Source organism: Streptomyces sp. NPDC021115, from assembly GCF_044333065.1.
Lineage (GTDB): Bacteria > Actinomycetota > Actinomycetes > Streptomycetales > Streptomycetaceae > Streptomyces.
In genome coordinates this window covers 197,700-219,687 of the sequence record NZ_JBIRQF010000010.1, presented here as the reverse complement: position 1 = coordinate 219,687, position 21,988 = coordinate 197,700, and the positions used below count along the sequence as shown (strand labels likewise).

The following is a 21,988-nucleotide window of genomic DNA, read 5'->3' as shown; positions in this document are numbered from 1 at the left end:
CTGCCGCGCGGGGCCCGGTACGAGCGGGGCGCCGCCCGGGTGTTCGGCTCCGACGGGGTGGTCGCCGGTGCGGGCTTCCTCGTGGCCGACCGGCTGGTGTGCACCTGCGCCCATGTGGTGCAGGAGTCAGGAGGGGGCCGTCCCGAGGGACCGGTTTCCGTGGACTTTCCGCTGCTCACCGGCGCCGACGCGGGAGCCCCGGTCCCCGCCGAGGTGGAATCCTGGAGGCCGGAGGACGACATCGCGGTCCTGCGCCTGGCCGACGCGGTGGACGGTACGGAGCCGTTGCCGTTCGTGGACGGCACAGGCGATGAGTGGGGCGGGGAGATCCGCGCCTTCGGCTTCCCCGAGGACGCGCCACGCGGGGTGAACGCCACCGGCGTGCTGCGCGGTCGGCAGCGTGCCGACCGGCTCCAGCTCGACTTGGCGGCGCACGGCGTGCCCATCGGGCGGGGGTTCAGCGGGGCCGCCGTCTGGGACGTCGCACGCGGCGCCGTGGTCGGGATGCTGGTCACCCGCGGGCGGTACGGGATCAGCGGCACCGCGTATCTGATCCCGGTGGACCGTCTTCTCGGGTCGGACGTGTCCCTGCCCTGTCCGTTCCGCGGTCTGGACCGGTTCGAGGAGGACGACGCCCGGTACTTCCACGGCCGCGAGAACGAGGTGCGCGAGCTGGTGGCGGCGCTGGACTCCCAGCCCCTCACCGTCCTGGTCGGCCCCTCGGGCAGCGGTAAGTCGTCCCTGCTCAGAGCCGGATTATTGGCGGACCTGCGGCGCCGTCGCACGCCGTCGGCCCTGCGGGTGCCCCGGCCCGCCGACGCGTCCGATACCACGCCCGAGCACGCCGACGCCTGGGTCGCCGAGGCCGTCGCCGCTGTCTGGCACGGTGCGGTGCCCGACACGACCGCCCGCCCGGAGCGCCTCGACGCGGTGCGCGAGGCGTGTGCCGGGTCCGAGGCGGAGCGGATCGCCCTGCGCGGTCGACTGTGCGACGAACTCGGGCCGAGGGGCGCCGTGCTCCTTCTCGACCAGTTCGAGGAGTACGCCGCCGACGCGCCGCACGGAGCGCTGCGGGCCTTCCACCTGCTGTCGGCGCTGGCGCAGGCCCCCGACCCGGCACAGGGCGGCGGACTGCGCGTTGTGCTGACCGCGCGGCCCGCCACCCTGGAGGCGCTCACCGCGGCCGACACCTCGGCATCACTGGGCCGAGCGGTGACGTTCCTCGCCCCGATGACCGAGGAGGCGCTCACCCGCGCCGTCGAGGAACCGGTGAGGATCGTGCCCGGGCTCCGCCTCGAGGACGGCCTGATCCGGCGTTTGGTGAACGACGCCGTCGGCGAGCCGGGCTGCCTGCCGCTGCTCCAGTTCACGCTCACCCAGCTGTGGCGCCGCCGCGAGGCCAATACCCTGACGCACGCCGCATACGAGGAGATCGGCGGCGTCGGGGGTGCCCTGGCCGCGTACGCCGACACCACCCTCGACCAGTGCCTCGCGCGGAGCGGCACGGCCGAGGACGCCGCCCGTCGCCTCTTCCAGCAGCTCGCCCGGCCCGACGGCCGGGGAGGGTTCACCCGCCGGGCCCTGCCTACCAGCCAACTGCCCTCCGAGCAAGCGGAGTTGGCGCGCACGCTGGCCGGGCGCCGCCTCCTCGTATGGGACGTCGCACAGCGCGCCGCCGACGAGGGCTCCGGCGGCACCGTGCACGTGGTCCACGAGGCACTGCTCCGGGAATGGCCGCGCGTGGCGGGCTGGCTGCGCGACGGCGCCGAGTTCCGCGAGTGGCAGGACCGCGCCGCGGGGGACGCCGCCGAATGGGAGGAGCGCGGTCGGCCCGCGGGACTGTTGCCGCACGGGGTGCGCCTGGCCCAGGGCCTGGAGTGGCTGAGCGCCCGCCCCGAAGACCTGACCGACCTCGAACGGGCCTACCTGGAGGCGGGGCGACGGCGGCAGCGGCGGGGGCTGCGACGCCTCTGGGGCCTCACCGGACTCGTCACCGCACTGGCACTGGTGGCAACGGCACTCGCGGTGGGCACCTACCGGGCCCGCCAACGAGACCTGCGCGAGCTGCGCACGGCCGCTGCCGCGGAGCTGAGCGAACTGTCCGGCGACACGGCGGAGCGCTCACCGGACAGCGCGTTCCGCTACGCCGCGGGCGCCTGGCAGGCGAGGCACACGCCGGAGGCGCAGCAGGCCCTGTTCGCTCAGTACGTCCGTGCGCACGACGTGGTGTCCTCACACAGCGGGCTGTGGCGGGGCTCGGCGCAGACGATGAAGGTGACACCCGACGGCCGGACTCTCGTGGTGATCTCCCAGCCGGATGGCAAGGCCGCCTTGGATGTCACGGCCGTCACCGGTGCCCGCGAGGGCAGACCACGCGCGATACGGCTGCGCGGCGTACCCACCGATCTCGGATTGGGCGGCCTTCAGGACGCGGTCAGCGACGACGGCCGGCGCTACTCGATGGCGACGGCGGACGGGAGTGTCCTGCTCTGGAACCTGACCGATACCGTCCCCCGGCCGCACACCGTGTCCGGCCCGTTGGCCGACCGTGGGGACGTCTACGAATCATCGGTGGACTTCTCCGAGGACGGCAAGCGCCTGCTGCACTTCTTCCGCTTCAAGGAGCCGCGCCCCGAGGACGCCGGACGACGGGCGCTGGTGCGTCTGTGGGACGCGGCAACCGGCCGGAAACTGCCCATGTCCCAACGGTCCGTGGACCGGCGGGAGCCTCAGAATCCCAGCTCCGCCTGGCTGCTCGGGAACGGGGACCGGATCGCCGTGACCGCTGACCGGCAGGTGAGCGGCGGGCGGCAGCCACGCTTCGAGCGCTCTCTCGACATCCATGTCACCGATTCCGGCGAGCGCGTCCGCCGGGTCTACCGGCAGAAGGACATCCTGGGAGAGCAGCAGGCCGACCGGGGGCGCGGTGTCTGGGTGACGCCGGAGGACGGCGCCGCCCGCTGGTACTCCATGGTGCCCGGAGCGAACCAGCCGAGCGGCACGCTCCCGGGGAGCATCAGGCGCGTGGACGGGACGGGAACCCACCTCGTCGACGAGAACGGCACGACGTCGGCCCAGCGGGGCGATTTCCGACGCGTCACGATCCTCGACGCACGCGGCGGCCACCGCTATTGGACCGCCACGGTGCCGGGCAAGGCGCATTCCATGGGTGTCGCGGTCGCCGGAAGCGGCCCTGGCCCGCGCACCCTGCTCACCGCCGAGGGCAATTCCCTGCTTCGGGTGCGGGCCGTACCGGCGCCCCCACCGCTTGAGGCCCGTGACGACGACACATCGGCGACCGATGCCGCCCTCGCCGGAGAACCCGACGGCCCGCGCACCGCACGCCTGTACCGGGGGCGGCTCGAGGTGCTGGGCCCCGGCGTCCAGCGGCGCGACACGCTCCTTCCCGAGCGCGTCCGCAAGCAGAAGGACCTCGACCTCCGCCTGCGCTGGGTCGCTCGGAAGGGCGCGGACGCGCTGCTGGTCTGGTCCGAGAAGTCCACCACCGCGCTCCTGTACGACGTCGACACCTTGCGCCCGCGGGTGAGGGTCGCGTGGGACTGCGGCCGGGCGGGCAGCCCGGCCTGGAACGCGCCGCAGGACATCGTGCAGACGGCGGGTGGTGAACTGGTGGTCCTCTGCCGGGGCGGCAGCCTGGTCCGGCTCGACCCGCGCACCGGAGTCCAGAGCGGCGGTCCCGTCCACCTGGAGCGGACCCCGCCGGAATCGGGCACCTTTCCCGAAACGGGTCAGCTCACCCCGAGGCCGGGCCGCCGCGACCAAGTGGCGGTGGTCATCGACCCATGGCGGGAGCGCGGCCGGGCCGAGGTGTGGGACGCGCGGCGCGGCACCCGCGTCGCACGGCTCGAAGGCGCTCCGCTCCGCTACAACGGAGCGGCCTGGCTGGCCTTCACCCCCGACGGCGACCGGCTTGCCACGCTCGAAGACGACCGCAGGGTGGCGTGGTGGCGGGTGGACGACGAGCACAGGGACTCCCGGACCCGTCGCCTGGAGGAAGCCGAGGGGCTTCTGGGCGTGGCGGGTGACGGAACCCTCGTCGTCAATTTCCTGGGGCACATCGGTCTGGTCTCTCCCGGCGGTGACCTGCTCGGTCGTCTCGAAGAGCCTACGACGGGAGGCCTGGCCGCCTGGCGCCTCGCCGGCGATACGCTGCGCCTGCTCAGCCCCCGCGACGACCGGACCCTCCGCCTTTCCCCCGGCCAATGGCACCGGACCCTGTGCTCGGCCCTGCGCGGCCCCTACACCCCCGCCCAGCGCGCCGCCCCGCGCCTGGGCATGTCGCGGGACACAGAGCCGTGCCCGGGTGATGAGTGATCCGTGCCCGCACGGGCTCGGTCAGGCGGCGGCCTCCGCGTGGCCGTGCAGGCGCGCGACCACCTTGGTCAGCTGCGCGGCGACCTCGGCGTCATCGGCCGGGTGGGTCTCCGCGAAGCGGGTCAGCGAACCGGGGATGAAGAGCTTGATGTCCTCCAGCACCTTGCCACCGGCGATGCCCGCGGCCTTGCGGGTCTCGTCCTGCGCCCACACACCGCCGTACTGGCCGAAGGCGGTGCCGACGACGGCGACCGGCTTGCCGCCGAAGGCACCGGCGCCGAACGGGCGGGACAGCCAGTCGATGGCGTTCTTCAGGACGGCCGGAATGGTGCCGTTGATGGAGGCGGTGGCCGCCGCCCAGGTGGGGAAGGGGACCGTCTTCCGGCGCTCCGGCGACCGCACCGGACTCCTGATGGCGCTGCTGGATCATTCGGCGAAGACGCTTCAGGCCGACTTCCTCGGGGGCCGCCGCCGCTGGGCCCCGGAGCACCGCCCGAGGAGCGGCTGCGGGCGTTCGGTGTGGCGCTGCTGCGCCGCTCGGCGGAGCAGCTGGACCTGCAACTGGCGGCCGAGCCGGAGCCCGCTCGCCGGTTCGCCCATCCGTCGGCTCAGGCGCTCACCACGCACGTCAGGGTCCTGCTGCGGCAGATCACACCGAACGCCGACTGTGAGCGTCTGGCCCAGGTGCTGATGGGATATCTCGACCCTGCCCTGATCCACCACCTGACCCGGCAGTGCGGGATGCCCCTGGAACGGCTGGAGGCGGGCTGGGCCGACCTGGTCGCCCGGGTGACGGGTTACGGGAGCCGCGTTGAGCCCACGAACCGGCTGAGGGCCCGCCCTCAGACGCGATCGACGGCCTCCGCGGCACCGGCGGGCGCGGGCCGGGGCGCGTTCCCGTGGCGCGGGAGCAGCAGCGGGGTGGCCAGCAGGAGGACCCCGGCTGCGGCGATCGCGGTGCGGGGGCCGGTGACGGCGGCCAGCAGACCCCACAGGGCGGTCAGGGCCGCGATGGCGGCGCTGCTGCTGACCGACCACGCGGTCAGGGTGCGGGCAACCCGGTCGGGGGCGGTGTGGTCGAGCCTGGTGGTGGCCAGCAGGGGGTTGAACAGGCCGATGCAGGTCACCAGGCCGAGCTGGACGACGACGACCAGGACGATCCCGGGGACACCGGGCTGGACGAACGCCAGCCCGACGGGCCAGCACGCGCGCAGCGTCCCGGTGACGAGGAGCACCCGGCGCAGCCCGAACCGGGCGGTGAGCGGGCGCGCCAGGCGGGCGCCGAGGAGACCGCCGACGCAGGGGGCGGCGAACGCGAGGCCGTACTGCCAGGGGGCGAAGCCGAGGTGGCCCAGCAGGAGGACGGCCATCAGCGGCTCGGAGGCCATGATCAGGCCGTTGACCACGATGGCGTTGAAGAACAGCGGCCGCAGCGCGGGGTGGCCGAGGATGTGGCGCCATCCCGCGAGCAGATCGCCCGGGCGCAGCCGCTGTGCGCCGGTGCGCGCGGGCCGCGGTTCCGTCCCGCCGATGGCGCGGAGGCCCAGTGCGGAGAGCAGATAGCTGACCGCGTCGGCCACGACGGTCGTCACCGGGCCGAACATCCCGATCGCGGCCCCGCCGAGCGGTGGCCCGATCACCGTCGCGGTCCAGGTCGTGGACTCGAACCGGCTGTTGGCGACGAGCAGGTCCTCCGGCGGCAGGAGCGCCTTCAGATACGCACCGGTGGCCGCGTTGAAGGCGATGTTGGCCGCGGCGACGGCGACGGAGACGACGAGGAGTTGTACGAAGGTGAGGCCGCCGAGCGCGAACGCGACGGGGACGCTCGCCATCGCCGCGAACCGGACCAGGTCCATCGCCACCATGACCGGCCGCTTACGGCGGAACTCCACCCAGGGGCCGAGCGGCACCGCGACCAGGGCCCCCACCGCCCGCCCCGTGGCGGCCAGCGCCGCCACCTGGGCCGGTCCGCAGTGCAGCACGACCACCGCGATCAGGGGAAACGCGCCGAAACCGAACCCCGTGCCGTACGCGCTGACCGCGTACGCCGCCCACAGCCACCCGAACCGCCGCCCCAGCGACCGTCTGCCCGCCATGCCCCACGCACCCCTCGCCGCCGACCCGGACCACCGCACCCTGACCGCCGGTATCCAAGCGGGCAGCGGACCCCCGGGGCAAACAACCGATCCGCCGCACCCCACAACCATCGGTTGTGCCGCTATCCTGCCCGGCGTGGATCTCGACGCCGTGCGCACGTTCGTGGCCGCCGCGGAGGCGGGGCGGTTCCAGGACGCCGCCGCCGACCTGGCCGTCACCCAGCAGGCCGTCTCCAAGCGCATCGCCACGCTGGAGAAGACCCTCGGCGTGCGGCTGTTCACCCGCGCCGCGCGGGGCGCGAAGCTCACCATCGACGGACAGGCGTTCCTGCCCCACGCCCGCGAACTCCTCCGGGCCGAGGCGCGGGCCGTCGCCTCCGTCTGCCCGGGCCGCCGCGCGCTGCGCGTCGACGTGATCGGCCGACGGCTCGCCCCGGCCGCCGTGCTGCGCGGCTTCCATCACGCCCACCCCGAGGTCGAGCTGGATCTCGTGACCCTCGTGGACGTCGACACGGCCGTCGACGCCCTCCGCTCCGGCACCATCGACGCGTCGTTCCGCGCCGTCACCATGCCCGGCCGGAAGCTCCCCGACGACATCGGCGCCGCCCGGGCCTTCGACGAGCCCGTCCAGCTGCTCACCGGCCCTGCCCACGACCACGCCGCCGCCCGCGCGATCACCCCCGCCGACCTCGCCGGACAGCGGATCTGGATGCCAGGGCTCGCCCCCGGCACCGAGTCGACCGCCTACTACGACGACCTCGCCACCGCGTTCGGGTTCACCATCGAGATCACCGGCCCCGGCTTCGGCACCGAGCCGCTGCTGGACACCATCGCCGACTCCCGGTCCCTGGCCACCTTCGTCGGCGAACAGACCCGCCTCGTCTGGCCCGCCGACCACGACCTGCGCCGCATCCCCCTGCGCGGCCCGACCCCGGTCTACCCGCACTCCCTGCTGTGGCACCGCGACAACGCCCACCCGGCTCTCGCCGCCCTCCGCCGCCACTTCGGCCCCGGCCCGGCCGCCCGCTCCGACGCCGAGACCTGGACACCGGCCTGGGCACAGTGATTGAACGGAACCGCACACCATCCGAGGTCGGAGGCACGATGTCAGGCGCATGCTGCGCCCCCAGCGCCGGGGGCGGCCAGGAGAACCCCGAGCCGTCCACGGCTCCCGCGGCCCAGGCCCCCGAGCGGGAGCGGGCGCAGGGGCTGCGGGCCATGCTGCGCATCCCCGGCGGGGTGTTCTCGATGGGGGGCGACGACGCCGACGCGTTTCCCGAGGACGGGGAGGGCCCGGTCCGGGAGGTGCGGCTGTCGCCGTTCCTCATCGACGCCACCGCCGTCACCAACCGGCAGTTCGCGGCGTTCGTGCGCGGCAGCGGCTACCGGACCGACGCCGAGCGCTACGGCTGGTCCTATGTGTTCTACGCGCTCGTCCACCCCGACGCCCGGCGCATGGTGCGCGACGGCACGGTGGCGCAGGCGCCCTGGTGGCTCGCGGTGGACGGGGCGTGCTGGCGGGCGCCTCACGGACCGGGGTCGTCCTGGACCGAGCTGTCGAACCACCCCGTCGTCCACGTCTCCTGGCGCGACGCGTCCGCGTACGCGGCATGGGCGGGCAAGCGGCTGCCCACGGAGGGCGAGTGGGAGCGGGCGGCACGGGGCGGTCTGGAGCGCGCCCGCTTCCCCTGGGGGAATGAGCTGCTGCCCCGGGGACAGCACCGCTGCAACATCTGGCAGGGGAAGTTCCCGCAGGTCAACACGGGCGAGGACGGATATCTGGGGACCGCGCCGGTCAAGGCGTACCGTCCCAACAACTTGGGGCTGTACAACACCTCGGGCAATGTGTGGGAGTGGTGTTCCGACTGGTGGAGCACCAGCTGGCACGCCGATGACCGCCCGGAGACCCGCCACGACCCGGCCGGGCCTCCTACCGGGGAGGCGAAGGTGATCCGCGGCGGCTCCTATCTGTGCCACGCGTCGTACTGCAACCGCTACCGCGTCGCCGCGCGCACCTCCAACACACCCGACAGCAGCACCGGTCACATGGGGTTCCGCTGCGCGGCGGACGTGCCCCCGGTTCGCTGACCCGCACTTGGTTGACACCGCCAGAGGAGAAGGTGAAACTTACACGGATTACTGGTAAGACCAGTTAACTGGAGCGTCCTCGGCAAAGGAGCGTCCCGCATGACCACCGCCGCCCCGCAACCGCCGTCCGCGAGCGGGACCTTCCAAGGCAGGATCGGCACCACCTACGAGGAGTCGACTCCCTGGTGGCCCGAGCAGCGGACGCCTCCCGAGGACACGCCCAATGTCGTGGTGATCGTGCTCGACGACGTCGGCTTCTCCGACCTCGGCTGCTTCGGCTCGGACATCGACACCCCGGCCATGGACGCCCTCGCCACCGATGGCCTGCGCTACGCGAACTTCCACACCACCACGCTGTGCTCGCCGACCCGTGCCTCCCTGCTGACGGGACGCAACCACCACTCCGTCGGCATGCGCATGCTGTCCAACTTCGACACCGGCTTCCCCAGCGGCCGCGGACGGATCACCACGGCCGCCGCGACCCTGCCCGAGGTGCTGCGCGACAACGGCTTCAACACCATGGCCGTGGGCAAGTGGCATCTGGCGCCGATGGAACAGACCACCCCGTCCGGCCCGTACAACCAGTGGCCGCTGTCGCGCGGATTCGAGCGCTACTACGGATTCCTGGAAGCCGAGACGGACAGCTTCTATCCGGAGCTGTTCTACGACAACCACGCCGTGGACCCGCCGAAGACCCCGGAAGAGGGCTATCACCTCAGCGAGGACCTGGTCGACCGGGCCATCGACTTCGTCCGCGACCAGACGTCGGTCACTCCGGACAAGCCCTTCTTCATGTACCTGGCGTTCGGCGCCGCCCACGCCCCGCACCAGGCTCCCCAGGAATACCTGGACAAGTACCGGGGCCGGTTCGACCACGGCTGGGACGCCGAGCGCGCCACCCGCCACGCCCGCCAGATCGAACGGGGCATCCTGCCACCCGGCACCGAACTGGCGCCGCGCAACCCCGGCGTCGTCCCCTTCGACGAGCTGCCGGAGGACGAGAAGCAGCTGTCCGTGCGCCTTCAGGAGGCGTACGCGGCGATGCTCGACCACACCGACCACCACATCGGCCGGCTCATGGAGTTCCTGGAACAGGTCGGTCAGATGGAGAACACCATCACCATCCTGCTCTCGGACAACGGGGCCAGCCAGGAAGGCGGGCAGAAGGGGTCGCTCAACCCCACCGCCTTCCAGAACGGCATCGCCGAGGACGTGGGGGAGATGGTCTCCCGGCTCGACGACATCGGGACCACCCGCGCCCACGCCAACTACCCGTGGGGCTGGGCACAGGCGGGAAACACACCGTTCAAGCGCTACAAGCAGAACACCCACGAGGGCGGTGTCCGCTGCCCGCTCATCGTGCGGTGGCCCCGGGGGCTGCCGCGGACCGGCGAGGTCAGGCAGCAGTTCCACCACGTCAACGACATCGTCCCGACGCTCTTCGAGGTGCTCGGCGTGGAGGCCCCCGAGGTCTACAACGGCATCCCGCAGCTGCCGATCCACGGTGTCAGCATGGCGTACACCTTCGGCTCGCCGACCGCGCCCACGCGCAAGGAAGCCCAGTACTTCGAGATGTTCGGGCACCGCGCGATATGGCACGACGGCTGGAAGGCCGTCGCCTTCCACCAGCGCGGCAGCTCCTTCGACGACGACCAGTGGGAGCTGTACCACCACGACACCGACTTCTCGGAGTGCAAGGACCTGGCGCAGGAGCGGCCCGAGCAGCTCCACAAGATGATCGCCCGCTTCTGGGTGGAAGCCGGGAAGTACGATGTGCTGCCGCTGGACGACCAGGGCTTCGCCTACCGGGCGAAGATCCCGCGCCCCGGCTCCCCGCGCAGGCGCACCACCTTCACCTACTACCCCGGCATGGCCCATTTGCCCGTCGCCGCGGTGCCACCGGTGATGAACCGCGCACACCGCATCACCGCGTACGTCGACCGGGCCACCGCGTCGGACGAGGGCGTCCTGGTGTCCCTGGGCAACATCAGCAGCGGATACGTCCTGTACGTCAAGGACAACCGGCTGGTCTACGAATACAACTACCTCGGCACCCGGTACACGGTGACCTCGACGGAAGAACTCCCCACCGGCCCGGCGGAGCTGACCTTCGAATTCGTCAAGACCGGTGACATGCGGGGCGTCGGACATCTGTCCGTGTCCGGCAGGCCGGTCGGCTCCGAGGACATTCCTCGGGTCCTCCCGCACTTCCTGGGCTGGCAGGGCCTCGACGTCGGCCGGGACACCCTGTCGCCCTCCTCGACCAGCTACGACGGCGAGTTCGCCTACACCGGGGCGTTCGAGAAGGTCGTCTTCACGGTCGCGCCGGACGAAGAGGGCGCCGAACCCTTCGAGCGCATCGACTGATCCGGCCCCTGACGGCCCAAGGCCCCTCTTCCGGGGAGGTTCACCCCGGAAGAGGGGCCTTGAAGTATGTGCGGTGTGCGGTCAGCTGGGCGGCGTGTAGCGTCCGTCGATCGCCGTCCAGCCCCCGTCCACGAAGAGCTGGCTCCCCGTGACGAAGGACGACGCGTCCGACGCGAGGTAGACGACGGCACCGGCCAGCTCGTCCGGCCGGGACCAGCGGCCCAGGGCGCTCTTGCTCGCGTACGCCTCCGACCACTCGGGAACGGCCCTGATCTGCGCGGTCAGCGGTGTGTCCACGATGCCCGGGGCGACGGTGTTCACCCGCACCCCCGACGGGCCCAGCTCGGCCGCCGCGGTGCGCATCATCTGGACGAGCCCGGCCTTGGTGGCCGCGTAGACGCCCTGTCCCGGCTCGACGGCCACCGCGCGGATCGAGCTGAAGCCGATGATGCTTCCGCCGCCGCGCTCGGCCATGCCACGGCCGAAGGCCCGTATCAGGTCGAAGGACGCGCGCAGGTTGAGCGACACGACCCGCTCGAACTCCGCCGCGCTGTAGTCGAGCAGGGCTTTACGCACATTCGTCGCGGCGGTGAAGACGAGCACGTCGACGGGGCCCAGCTCCTCGGCGGCCCGCGCGACGGCCTCGCCGTCGAGCACATCGAGGGCGTACGCGACGAGGCCAGGACCCATCGACGCCGACTCCTCGGCCGCCGTCAGATCGCGGTCGGCGCACACGACCGTGGCGCCGTGCGCGGCCAGAGCCAGGGCGCTCTCACGGCCGATTCCGCTGCCCGCGCCCACCACGACGGCCTTGCGGCCGTCGAGCCGGAACAGGCGGGAGTAGGCGTCCACCGCGTCGGTGTGGTCGTTTGCTTGCACTGTGGTCCTCACGGCTTCTTCGTCGTCGGGCGGATCACTGCCATACGGGTCACGGTCAGCTCTTCGATGGCGAACCTCGGGCCCTCCCGTCCGGCCCCGGAGTCCTTCACACCGCCGTACGGCATGACGTCGGAGCGGAAACCGGGCACCTCGTTGACGACCACTCCGCCCACCTCCAGGCGGTCCAGAGCGGTGAACGCCGTGTCCAGGGCGCTGGTGTAGACGCTCGCGTGGAGTCCGTAGCGCGAATCGTTGACCACGTCGAAGGCCGTCTCCAGATCGGGGACGGACCGCACCGCCACCACGGGGCCGAAGACCTCCTCGTCCCAGACGGTGAGGGCGCGGTCCACATCGAGCAGCACGGTGGGCTCGATCACCCCGTCGGTGACCCCGCCCCCGGCCGCCAGTGTCGCCCCGGCCTCCAGAGCCTCTGCCAGCCACGCGCGCACCCGTTCGGTCGACCGCTGGTCGATGAGCGCGGACACGCGCGTTTCCGCGTCGCGGGGATCGCCCACGGCCACCTGGGCCACGCGCTCGGTCAGGCGCGCCACGAACTCCTCGCGCACGGCGTCCACCACGATGACCCGCTGCACACTGATGCACGCCTGGCCCGACGCGTAGTACCCGCCGCGCACGACCGCGTCCGCGGCGGCGTCGAGGTCGGCGTCGGCGGCCACCACCAGGGCTGCGTTGGAGCCGAGTTCGAGCAGCACCTTGGTGGGCGCCGCGTCCCGGGCGATCTGGTGGCCCACGGCGGCGGAACCGGTGAAGGACACCGCCCCGATCCGGCGGTCGGTGGTCAGCGCCACGCCCACCTCAGGGCCCCCGGTCACCAACTGCACCGCGGCCTGTGGCGCGTCGTGGGCGCGCAGCGCCTCACGGAGGAGGTGCACCAGCCACAGGGTGGCCAGCGGTGTCTGCGGGGCGGGCTTGGCGATGATCGGGCATCCGGCGGCCAGCGAGGGCGCGATCTTGTGCGCGGCGAGCAGCAGCGGGTAGTTGAAGCCCGCGATGCCCACGACCACGCCGATCGGCTTGCGGGTCCAGAAGCCGAGCAGCCCCTCACCAGAGGGCAGCAGATCCAGTGGCACCGTCTCGCCGTGCAGCCGGGCCACTTCCTCGGCGGCCGTGAGCAGTGTCAGCAGGGTGCGGTCCACCTCGACCCGGCAGTCGACCAGCGGCTTTCCGGTCTCCAGGACCAGAAGCCGCTCGAAGTCCGCGCGCCGGGAGGTGAGGGCCTCGTGCGTGGCGAGCAGCGCGGCCCTGCGGGTGTGCGAGGGCAGCCGCCCGACCCGCTCGCGTGACGCGAGGGCCGCGTCCAGCGCCTGCCGTGCGAGGCCGGTGTCCCCGACGGGGGCCCGGGCGACGAGCGTCCCGTCGTAGGGGAAGTGGACGTCCTCGGTGGCGGGTGCCTCGACCCAGTGGTCACCGATGGGAAGCCCCTCGGGGAACTCCCCCGCCACGGGGGACGCTCCATCGGCGGGTTTGGCGTGGGTGGTCACGGTCGCTACTCCCGGTTGAGGTCGGCCGCCGACACTCCGGACAGTGCCCTGCCCAGGGTCGGAACGGCGGCGATCAGCCTGCGTGTGTAGGAATGCTGCGGGTCCTCGTACACCTGCTCCGTGGACCCGGTCTCCACGATCTGTCCGGCGTGCATGACCGCGACCCGGTCGCACACATGGCGGACCACGGACAGATCGTGGGAGACGAAGATCAGGGTGAGGGACAGTTCGTCGACGAGGTCGGCGATGAGGTTGAGCACCTGGGCCCGTACGGACACGTCCAGGGCGCTCACCGGCTCGTCCGCCACGATGATCTTCGGACGGGGCGCGAGGGCGCGCGCGATCGAGATGCGCTGCCGCTGGCCGCCGGAGAACTGGTGCGGATAGCGGTCCGCCGCGTCGGCGCGCAGGCCGACGGCCTCCAGCAGCTCGGCCACCCGCGCCCGGCGGTCCCGGTGCCCCTGCGCGACCAGTGGCTCGGCCACGATGTCGCCGACGCGCATGCGCGGGTCCAGCGAACTCATCGGGTCCTGGAACACCAGCTGGAGCCGTTCGCGGACGAACTTCAGCTGTCTCTCCCGGAGCCCGGTGATGTCCCGGCCGTCGATCGCGACACTGCCGCTGGTGGGCCGGTCGAGCCCGGCCAGAATCCGCAGCAGGGTCGACTTTCCGCACCCCGACTCGCCCACGATGCCGAACCGCTGCCCCTGCGGGACATCGAAGCTGACGCCGCGCAGGGCGTGCACCGGCGGGCTGGGGTGACGCAGCGAGGTGCGCGGCCGCCGGTAGTCACGCGTGACGTCGCGGACGCTGATGGCGTCCGCGGGCCCGGTTCGCGTCTCGGGCGCGAGGGGGGTGCTGGTCGGCTGCTCAGCCACGGCCGGCCTCCAGATTCGCAGGGGTGCCGGTGGCGGGCGCGCCGCCCCCGGGCACCGGATGGAAGCAGGCGTAGCCGGAGTCCGGGCCGGTCGAGACCCAGTCCGGCCTGGTGGCGCACGCCTCGGTCGCCTCGGCGCATCTGTTCCTGAAGACGCATCCGGCGGGGAACTGCCCGGCCGGTGGCACCGATCCGGGGATCGTGGCCAGCCGCCCGCGGTCGTCGACCGCCGTCAGGTCCGAGGCGCCGATCAGGCCCTGGGTGTAGCGGTGCCGGGGGCGGGTGAACACCTCCCGGACCGGGCCGGACTCGATCAGCCGCCCGCCGTACATCACCATGACCCGCTCGCAGGCGGTGGCCACCACGGCCAGGTCGTGGGTGATGAAGAGCATGGCCGACCTGCGGTCCTTCACGCCCCGCACGATCAGGTCGAGCACCCGCGCCTGCACCGTGACATCGAGCGCGGTGGTGGGTTCGTCGCAGACCAGGAGCGCCGGGTCGTTCGCGAGGGCGATGGCCAGCACCACCCGCTGCCGCTGGCCGCCGGAGAACTGGTGCGGATAGGCGTCCGCGGCGGACGCGGGGTCGGGCAGCCCCACCTGGGCGAGCAGTTCCACGGCGGCCTCGCGGGCGGACGCCCGGTCGGGCCTGGTCCGGTGGATCAGCAGCACCTCCGCGATCTGCCGCCCGACCTTCATGGTGGGGTTCAGGGCGGTCATGGGCTCCTGGAAGACCATGGCGATCTCCTTGCCCCGCACCCGGGACATCCGCCCCTCGTCGGCGCCCACCAGATCGTGGCCGACTCCGGCGAGCCGCACCGAACCGGTGGCCTTGAGCCCTTCGGGGAGCAGGCCCATCACGCTCAGCGCGGTCAGCGACTTGCCCGAGCCCGACTCGCCGATCAGGCCGACCCGTTCGCCCGCCCGGATGGTGAAGCCGACGTCCTCCACCAGCGTGCGGCCGCCGACCGTGACGTCGAGGTTCCGTACGGCCAATACATCATCGGCGGAGCCTTGTTCGGAGGCCGGTGCCGTGTCGGGTACCGGGGTCATCGGCGGTCCTCCAGCTTGGGGTCGAAACGGTCGCGCAGCCCGTCGCCGAGCAGGTTGAATCCGAGCACCGCCACCGCGATCGCGACACCCGGGAACACCGCGAGCCGGGGGGCGATGGACAGCAGCTCCTGGCTCTCCTGGAGCATCCGGCCCCAGGACGGTGTGGGCGGCGGGGTGCCGAAGCCCAGGAAGGACAGCGCGGCCTCGGCGAGCACGGCGATGGCGAAACCCACCGACGCCTGCACGATGACGAGACTGCTGACGTTGGGCAGCACATGCCGCACGGCGATCGCGAACGGCCCGCGGCCCGCCGCGCGCGCGGCGATGACGTACTCGGTCCGCATCACCTGCAACGTGCCGCCGCGGATCAGCCGGGCGAAGTGGGGGATGGACGCGATGCCGATGGCGATCATCGCGACCAGCGTGCCCGCCCCGTACACGGCGGCGAACATGATGGCCAGCAGCAGCGCCGGGAAGGCGAGCAGCAGGTCGTTGCCGCGCATCAGCAGCTCGCCGAACCAGCGCGGGCCCATTCCGGCGACGATGCCGAGGGGCACCCCGATCAGGGCGGCGACCCCCACCGCCACGAAGCCGACGAACAGCGTGGTGCGCGAGCCCACCAGGATCTGGCTGAACACATCGCGGCCGAACTTGTCCGTGCCGAACCAGTACTCCAGCGACGGCTCCTGGAGCCGCACCGCGGGATCCACCAGGGTCGGATCGTGCGGGGTCCATACGAAGGACAGCAGCGCCATGCCGATCACCAGCGCCACGATGAGCCCGCCCACCAGGAGGCTGCCCGTGACCGGGCGGCGACGACGGCGGGCGGCGGGCGCCGCGGACGCGACGTCGGCCTCCAGCTCCGGAGCACTCATGCCGCACCTCCCCTGAGCCGCGGGTCGATCAGCAGATAGACCATGTCCACCACGAAGTTCACGAGCAGCACCGCCATTGCGATGATCATGACCACGTCCTGCACCACGATGAGGTCCCGGTTGGCGACGCTGTCCAGCAGCAGACTGCCGAGCCCGGGGATGACGAAGACCCGTTCGATGACGACGGAGCCCACCAGCAGCGTGGCGAGCTGCAACGCCAGGACGGTGACCACGGGCACCGACGCGTTCCGCAGGCCGTGCCGCAGCAGCGCCCGCGTCGGACGGAGCCCCTTGGCGCGGGCGGTGCGCAGATAGTCCTCCCGGAGGACATCGAGCACCGCACTGCGCACATAGCGGGTGAGCACCGCCGCCTGCACCATGCCGAGGGCCACCGCGGGCATGGTCAGCTGTTTGACGAACAGCACCGGATCCTGCACCGGGGGCGTCCAGCCGTTCGCGGGCAGCCATCCGAGCCCTACCGCGAACACGGTGATCAGCAGGATGCCCGCGAGGAACGCCGGGACGGCCACGCCGACCTGGGACACGGCCGAGAGGAGCAGCCCGGACGGCTTGCGGTGCCGTACGGCCATGAGCGTGCCCATGGGGACGGCCAGGATCAGGGCGATCACCATGGCCGTGCCGACGAGCCACAGCGTGACCTGGAGGCGGTCGGCGAGCTGAGGGCCGATCGGGGCGTGGGAGATGTAGGAGTTCCCCGGGTCGAAGGTCAGCAGCCCGTGTATCCAATGGAAGTACTGGGCCACGAGCGGCCGGTCGAGCCCGAACTCTTCTCGCAGTTGCGCCACGGCCGAGTCCGACGCGCTGGTTCCGAGAGCGACGCGGGCCGGATCCCCTGGCAGTACCGCCATGAACGCGAACACCAGCACGGAGCTCGCGGCAAGGCTGGCCAGGAGAATCCCGATCCGCTGCACCAGACGGACGATCATTGGTTCACGCCGCCTTTCAGGACCGGCCCAGGCCGGTGAGATCCAGGGACTCGGACACGGAGTTCACGGGCAGACCGGTGATGTCCTTGTCCGCCACCATCAGGTTCGGCAGCAGGAACAGCCAGTCGGCCGCGGCGTCCTTGGACAGCAGCCGGGCAGCCGCCCGCATGTCGGTGATCTGCTGCTCCCGGGTGCCCTGGTCCGCCTTCGCCAGCAACGCCCGGAACTTCGGGTTGTCGTAGCGGATGTAGGACTTCTTGTTCCCGAACACCGTCTGCATGTCGCGGGGCTCGACATGGCCGATGATGGACATGTCGTAGTCGGCGTTCTTGAACACGGTGGTCAGCCAGGCGGCGGGGAACTCCAACTGGTCCAGCTTGACCTTGAACCCGACCTGTTCGAGCTGGCTCTTGACCACGGTGCCGCACGCGGTGGGATACGGCAGCGTCGGAATCCGCAGCCGCAGCGTACGCCCGGCTTCGCCGGACTCCTTGACGAGCTTCTTGGCCTTGTCGCGGTCGTACGGATACAGGTCCGTGAGGTTCTGGTACCACGGGTCGGTCGGCGGGACCATGCTGCCGATGAGCTTGCCGCGGCCTGCCCAGCAGGTGTCCATCAGAGCCTTGTGGTCGATGGCGTAGCGGACCGCCTGGCGGGCCTTTGGATTCTTCATCGGGCCCGAGCCGTTGTTGAGGGAGAGGACCACCTCGCCGTTGGTCGTGCCCTCGATGACCTTGTACTTCGAGTTGTTCTCGAACCGGTACAGGGACTCCGGGGACTGCATCTGGCCGATCACGTTGATGGTGCCCGTGAGCAGCGCGTTGTTCATGGCCGTCGGGTCCTTGAAGTACTTGAGGGTGACCGACGCGAAGTGCGGTTCGCGCCCCCAGTAGTCCTGACGGCGGGCCAAGGTGATCGAGTCGCCGCGGTTCCACTTCTTCACCACGTACGGGCCGGTGCCCACCGGCTCGGTGGCCAGCTTGCGCACGCCGGTCCGGCTGAACATCGCGCCGACGCGGGTGGTCATCCGGTACAGCCAGTCGTTGCTCGGCCTCTTCAGGGTGACCTTGAGTTCAGTGGGCGACACCGCCCGCGCCGAGTCCACGACATCCATCTGGGTCTTCTGCACCAGCGTCCAGTCGGTCTTGACGCGTTCGATGGAGAACTTGGCGTCCTCGGCCGTGAACCGTGCGCCGTTGCTGAAGGTGGCGTTCTTCACCAGGTGGAACGTGTACGTCCTGCGGTCCTTGGACAGGCTCCAGGACGTGGCCAGTTGGGGCCGTATCTTCCCGGACTGGTCCAGCTTCACCAATTTCTCGTAGACGTTGTCGAGCAGTGCCTGCGGAATGGCGGCACCTTCGGTCTTGGTGAAGTCGAAGTTGGCCGGCTCGGCCGTCAGGCCGATGTTCAGGGAGTTCTTCCCCGCGCTGCCGGTTGCCGTGGACCCGGCCGAGCAGGCTGCCAGCGGCAGGCAGGCGAGCGTGGCCACGAACGCCGCGGGGCGCCGCGCCAGCCGCTTGTGATGTCTCATACGTGCTTACCTACCCCTGGTCTTCCATCGCGTGCAGAACGGCTGATGCGACGTCCGCCGTGGTGGCGGTGCCGCCGAGGTCGGCCGTGTGGTGGCTGGTATCCCGCAGGGCGTCCGCCACCGCGTCGCGGACCCGGCGGGCCGCGCCGGTGTGTCCGAGGTCGTCGAGCAGCATCGCGCCGGAGAGCAGGCAGGCCACCGGGTTCGCCACACCCTTCCCTGCGATGTCGGGCGCGGAGCCGTGGACGGGTTCGTAGATGCCCGGCACCTCACCGCCCGGCAGGACGTTGGCGCTGGGCGCCATGCCCATGCCGCCCGCGAGCACCGCGGCGAGGTCGGACAGGATGTCGCCGAACAGGTTGCTCGCGAGCAGGACGTCGAGGGAGCGCGGAGCCTGGATCATACGGGCGGCCATGGCGTCCACCAGCACGGTCTCCAGCTGGACCCGCGGGTACTGCTCGCCGACCTCGCGCACCACCCGGTCCCACAGCGGATAGCCGTGCCGCATCGCGTTGGACTTGGTCACCAGGCACAGCCGCCCCGACCGCCGCCCGGCCAGGGCGAAGGCCTGGTGTGCCGCGCGCTCGATGGCCCGGCGGGAGTGCACGGCGACCTCGATGCCGAGGTCGTGTCCGCTCCCGGCGTGCGCCAGCCCGCCCGCCCCGACGTACTCGCCCTCGGTGTTCTCGCGCACGATCACCAGGTCCACGCCTTCGGTGTCGCGCACCTTGGTGGGAACGCCGGGGAACGCGCGCACCGGGCGGAGGTTCACGGCGAGGTCGAGCTGCTGCCGCAGGCCGATGATCAGGCCCCAGACCAGTTCGTGTTCCGGTACATCGGGGCGCCCCACGGCGCCGAACAGCACGGCGTCCGTCTGCTTGACGAGGTCGGCCGCGTCGTCCGGCATCGCCGCGCCGTGCCGTAGGAACCGATCGCCTCCCCAGTCGAACGCGGTCACCTCGAGCCGGTCGCCCTCGGCTTCGAGCGCGGCCCGGAGCGCGGGGACGGCCGCCGCGACGACCTCCGGTCCGATTCCGTCGCCCGGAATGACCGCGAGCCGCACGACCTTGGTGTCCCGCGTCATGGACGCCACCCTTCCGTTATGACTGGCCTGACCAGTAAGCTCACTTGCCAGGTACCGTGACGACTGAAGCTGTTCCTGTCAAGGGTTCTCACGCCCCGAGGGAGCACGAGCGAAGGAGAGTGCGGGTGCTCACCGAACAGGCCCTGGCCGCCATGCCTGCCGTCGAGATGGTCGCGGGATTCGCCGACCGCACGCTGTCGCCGGTCGAGGTCCACGACGCCGTCCAGTCGGTGATCGAGGCCCGGGAGGGCGTGCTCAACGCGTTCTGGGTGCGGGACGCGGACGAGTCCCGCAAGGCGGCCCAGGCCAGCGAGGCCCGATGGGCGGCGGGGGAACCGCTCGGGCTCATCGACGGCGTACCCGTGACCCTGAAGGAGAACGTCGCCCGCAGAGGCGTCCCCATGCCCTCGGGCAACGCGGGCACCGAGCCGGTCGTCCCCGAGTCCGACGCGCCCATCACCGCGCGGGTCCTGGAATCCGGCGGGGTGATCCTCGGCTCGACCGTGATGCCGGACTGGGGCATGCTCTCCTCCGGCGTCTCCAGCAGGCACGGCATCTCGCGCAGCCCCTGGAACCCCGACTGGACCACGGGCGGTTCCAGCTCCGGCGCGGGCGCCGCGGCCGCCGGGGGATACGGCCCGCTCCACGTCGGCACCGACATCGGCGGATCGATCCGGCTGCCGGGCACCTGGCTGGGCCTCGCCACGCTCAAGCCCAGCTACGGGAGGATCCCGCTGGACACCCCGTACCTGGGGCGCGCCGCCGGACCCATGGCGCGCACCGTGGCGGACACGGCCCTGTTCATGCGCGTCCTGAGCCGGCCCGACCCCCGGGACTGGACGAGCCTGCCGCCGCAGGACATCGACTGGTCGGCGCTCGACGGCGAGGTGCGCGGACTGCGGGTGGGCGTGCAGGTGAACGCGGGCTGCGGGGAGCCGTGCGACGCCGAGATCCTCGCCGCGGTGAACCGCGCCGCCGTGGCCTTCGAGGCGGCGGGGGCCGTCGTGGAGCCGGTCGAGCCGTATCTGACGCAGGAGCTGCTGGACGACCTGGACCTGTTCTGGCGGGTGCGGTCCTGGAACGACTTCCGCGCCCTGACGCCCGAGGCCCGGCTGCGCGTCCACCCCCACATCATCCGCTGGTGTCAGGGCGGCGCGGACATACCGGGCACCACGGTCCTCCAGTGCTACCAGCAGATCATGCGCATCCAGGCGCAGACCGTGGCGGCCACGGTCCCCTACGACCTGGTGCTCTCGCCGGTGGCCCCGGTGGCGGCGTTCCCCGCCGAGCAGCCGATGCCGTTCGCGGGGGACGCGAAGACCATGGCCCACATCGGCTTCACCGCGCCGTACAACATGTCCGGCCAGCCCGCCGCGACCGTCAACTGCGGTCTCACGGCAGACGGCCGCCCGATCGGGGTGCAGATCGCGGGCCGCCGTTTCGACGATCTCGGCGTTCTGAGGGCGGCGGCATGGTACGAACGGAACCGGCCTGCCGAGGCGGTCCCGCGCTGGCCGGACCACGCCCTCGGGGCGCCCACGGGGGAGCAGAACACATCGACCACGCCCGAAGGGGAGAAGCCTTGAGCGACGGGGCACAGTTCCGGCAGGTCTCGCCGGTACGGCTCTACCAGCGCATCGTCGAGCAGATCGAGCAGGCGATCGCGCGCGGTGACCTGAAGCCCGGGCAGCGGCTGCCGAGCGAGCGGGAGTTGGTGACGCAGTTCGGGGCCAGCCGTCCCACCGTGCGGGAGGCCCTGCGCGTGCTGGAGAGCAACGGCCTGGTGCGCTCGCGCCACGGGGACCCGAACGGCCCGGAGATCCTGCCGTTCTCGTCGGCCGGTCTGACCAAGGAGATGACCCGGCTCGTCCAGTTCGACAATGTGTCGATGGCCGAGCTGATCTCGTTCCGCATGATCCTCGACGGATCGGCGAGCCTGCTGGCGGCCCGGCTGCGCACCGAGGAGGAGCTGGCCGCCATGGAGCGGACGCTCGCCGTCATGGCCGACGCGATCGAGACCGGGTACGAGGAGTTCAGCACGGCGGACGTCGCCTTCCACGAAGCGGTGGCGGTGGCCAGCCGAAACTCCCTCATCGAGGTCTGCAACCAGGTGGTCCGGGGCGCCGTCCTCTCGCTGATCTCGGACAAGGTCGCTCACGCGCACAACAGCACGGCGCTGATGCGGGAGTCGCTCCGCCACCACGAGGAGGTGCTGGAGGCGATCAGGGCCGGGGACGGCCCGGCGGCGGCGAGCATCTCGCGGCGCAAGCTCTACGAGTACTACGCCGGTTACGTCCCCGAGGACGAGCGGGGCCCGCTGCTGGCGCTCATGGACGACGAGGAGTCCTGACCGGC

15 protein-coding genes and 2 pseudogenes are annotated in these 21,988 nt (G+C 71.8%); 7 read left to right on the top strand and 10 right to left on the bottom strand.

The annotated features are described in order from the left end of the window. The first annotated feature begins 39 nt into the window (after window positions 1-39). Complete coding sequence (locus ACH4TL_RS28540; RefSeq protein WP_398320857.1) at window positions 40-4,335, top strand: trypsin-like peptidase domain-containing protein; 4,296 nt, start codon at window positions 40-42, stop codon at window positions 4,333-4,335. A 21-nt stretch (window positions 4,336-4,356) separates the two neighbouring features. On the opposite strand, the pseudogene ACH4TL_RS28535 reads toward ACH4TL_RS28540, so the two are convergent. After that, window positions 4,357-4,671 (bottom strand): annotated as a pseudogene (locus tag ACH4TL_RS28535) (NADPH-dependent FMN reductase); the annotation flags it as partial. A 1-nt stretch (window position 4,672) separates the two neighbouring features. Here ACH4TL_RS28535 and ACH4TL_RS28530 point away from each other — a divergent pair. Beyond that, window positions 4,673-5,133, top strand: a pseudogene (locus ACH4TL_RS28530) (TetR/AcrR family transcriptional regulator); the annotation flags it as partial. Between the two features lie 44 nt (window positions 5,134-5,177). Here the strand turns inward: ACH4TL_RS28530 and ACH4TL_RS28525 are convergent. Beyond that, a complete protein-coding gene (locus ACH4TL_RS28525) occupies window positions 5,178-6,431 on the bottom strand; it encodes an MFS transporter (RefSeq protein WP_398320860.1) in 1,254 nt (417 codons plus the stop codon). A gap of 136 nt (window positions 6,432-6,567) precedes the next feature. Here ACH4TL_RS28525 and ACH4TL_RS28520 point away from each other — a divergent pair, with 136 nt between their 5' ends. The 3 genes from ACH4TL_RS28520 (at window position 6,568) to ACH4TL_RS28510 (ending at window position 10,886) form a co-directional block, all read left to right on the top strand. Next, window positions 6,568-7,497, top strand: a complete 930-nt coding sequence (locus ACH4TL_RS28520) for a LysR family transcriptional regulator (protein WP_398320863.1) — start codon at window positions 6,568-6,570, stop codon at window positions 7,495-7,497. Between the two features lie 38 nt (window positions 7,498-7,535). Next, window positions 7,536-8,519, top strand: a complete 984-nt coding sequence (locus ACH4TL_RS28515) for a formylglycine-generating enzyme family protein (RefSeq protein WP_398320867.1) — start codon at window positions 7,536-7,538, stop codon at window positions 8,517-8,519. 99 nt (window positions 8,520-8,618) lie between these two features. Then, window positions 8,619-10,886, top strand: a complete 2,268-nt coding sequence (locus tag ACH4TL_RS28510) for an arylsulfatase (RefSeq protein ID WP_398320870.1) — start codon at window positions 8,619-8,621, stop codon at window positions 10,884-10,886. A gap of 81 nt (window positions 10,887-10,967) precedes the next feature. On the opposite strand, the gene ACH4TL_RS28505 is transcribed toward ACH4TL_RS28510, so the two are convergent. From ACH4TL_RS28505 to ACH4TL_RS28470, 8 genes are read right to left on the bottom strand one after another with little or no spacing between them, the layout of a single operon-like run. Continuing rightward, window positions 10,968-11,765, bottom strand: a complete 798-nt coding sequence (locus tag ACH4TL_RS28505) for an SDR family NAD(P)-dependent oxidoreductase (RefSeq protein ID WP_398321346.1) — start codon at window positions 11,763-11,765, stop codon at window positions 10,968-10,970. Window positions 11,766-11,773: 8 nt separating this feature from the next. After that, window positions 11,774-13,267: an aldehyde dehydrogenase family protein gene (locus tag ACH4TL_RS28500; protein ID WP_398320873.1), complete on the bottom strand. Its 1,494-nt coding sequence runs from the start codon at window positions 13,265-13,267 to the stop codon at window positions 11,774-11,776. Between the two features lie 5 nt (window positions 13,268-13,272). After that, window positions 13,273-14,145 (bottom strand): ATP-binding cassette domain-containing protein, encoded by an 873-nt coding sequence (locus tag ACH4TL_RS28495; protein WP_398320876.1) that lies wholly within the window; start codon window positions 14,143-14,145, stop codon window positions 13,273-13,275. Next, a complete protein-coding gene (locus ACH4TL_RS28490) occupies window positions 14,138-15,196 on the bottom strand; it encodes an ABC transporter ATP-binding protein (protein WP_398320883.1) in 1,059 nt (352 codons plus the stop codon). Before ACH4TL_RS28490 ends, ACH4TL_RS28495 begins: the two co-directional genes overlap by 8 nt. Then, window positions 15,193-16,071 (bottom strand): ABC transporter permease, encoded by an 879-nt coding sequence (locus ACH4TL_RS28485; RefSeq protein WP_398320886.1) that lies wholly within the window; start codon window positions 16,069-16,071, stop codon window positions 15,193-15,195. The genes ACH4TL_RS28490 and ACH4TL_RS28485 overlap by 4 nt, the downstream gene beginning before the upstream one ends. Then, window positions 16,068-17,018, bottom strand: coding sequence for an ABC transporter permease (locus tag ACH4TL_RS28480; protein WP_398320889.1), 951 nt, complete (start codon window positions 17,016-17,018; stop codon window positions 16,068-16,070). The genes ACH4TL_RS28485 and ACH4TL_RS28480 overlap by 4 nt, the downstream gene beginning before the upstream one ends. A 16-nt stretch (window positions 17,019-17,034) precedes the next feature. Beyond that, a complete protein-coding gene (locus ACH4TL_RS28475) occupies window positions 17,035-18,549 on the bottom strand; it encodes an ABC transporter substrate-binding protein (protein WP_398320892.1) in 1,515 nt (504 codons plus the stop codon). 10 nt (window positions 18,550-18,559) lie between these two features. After that, a complete protein-coding gene (locus ACH4TL_RS28470) occupies window positions 18,560-19,633 on the bottom strand; it encodes an isocitrate/isopropylmalate dehydrogenase family protein (protein WP_398320895.1) in 1,074 nt (357 codons plus the stop codon). Between the two features lie 125 nt (window positions 19,634-19,758). Between ACH4TL_RS28470 and ACH4TL_RS28465 the strand changes: the two genes are divergently transcribed. Both ACH4TL_RS28465 and ACH4TL_RS28460 read left to right on the top strand, forming a co-directional pair. Continuing rightward, window positions 19,759-21,219 carry an amidase gene (locus ACH4TL_RS28465; protein WP_398320898.1) on the top strand — a complete coding sequence of 487 codons (1,461 nt, stop codon included), beginning with the start codon at window positions 19,759-19,761 and terminating at the stop codon, window positions 21,217-21,219. Beyond that, on the top strand, window positions 21,216-21,983 hold the full coding sequence (locus ACH4TL_RS28460) for a FadR/GntR family transcriptional regulator (protein WP_398320901.1): 768 nt from the start codon (window positions 21,216-21,218) through the stop codon (window positions 21,981-21,983). Before ACH4TL_RS28465 ends, ACH4TL_RS28460 begins: the two co-directional genes overlap by 4 nt. The last annotated feature ends 5 nt before the right edge of the window (window positions 21,984-21,988 follow it).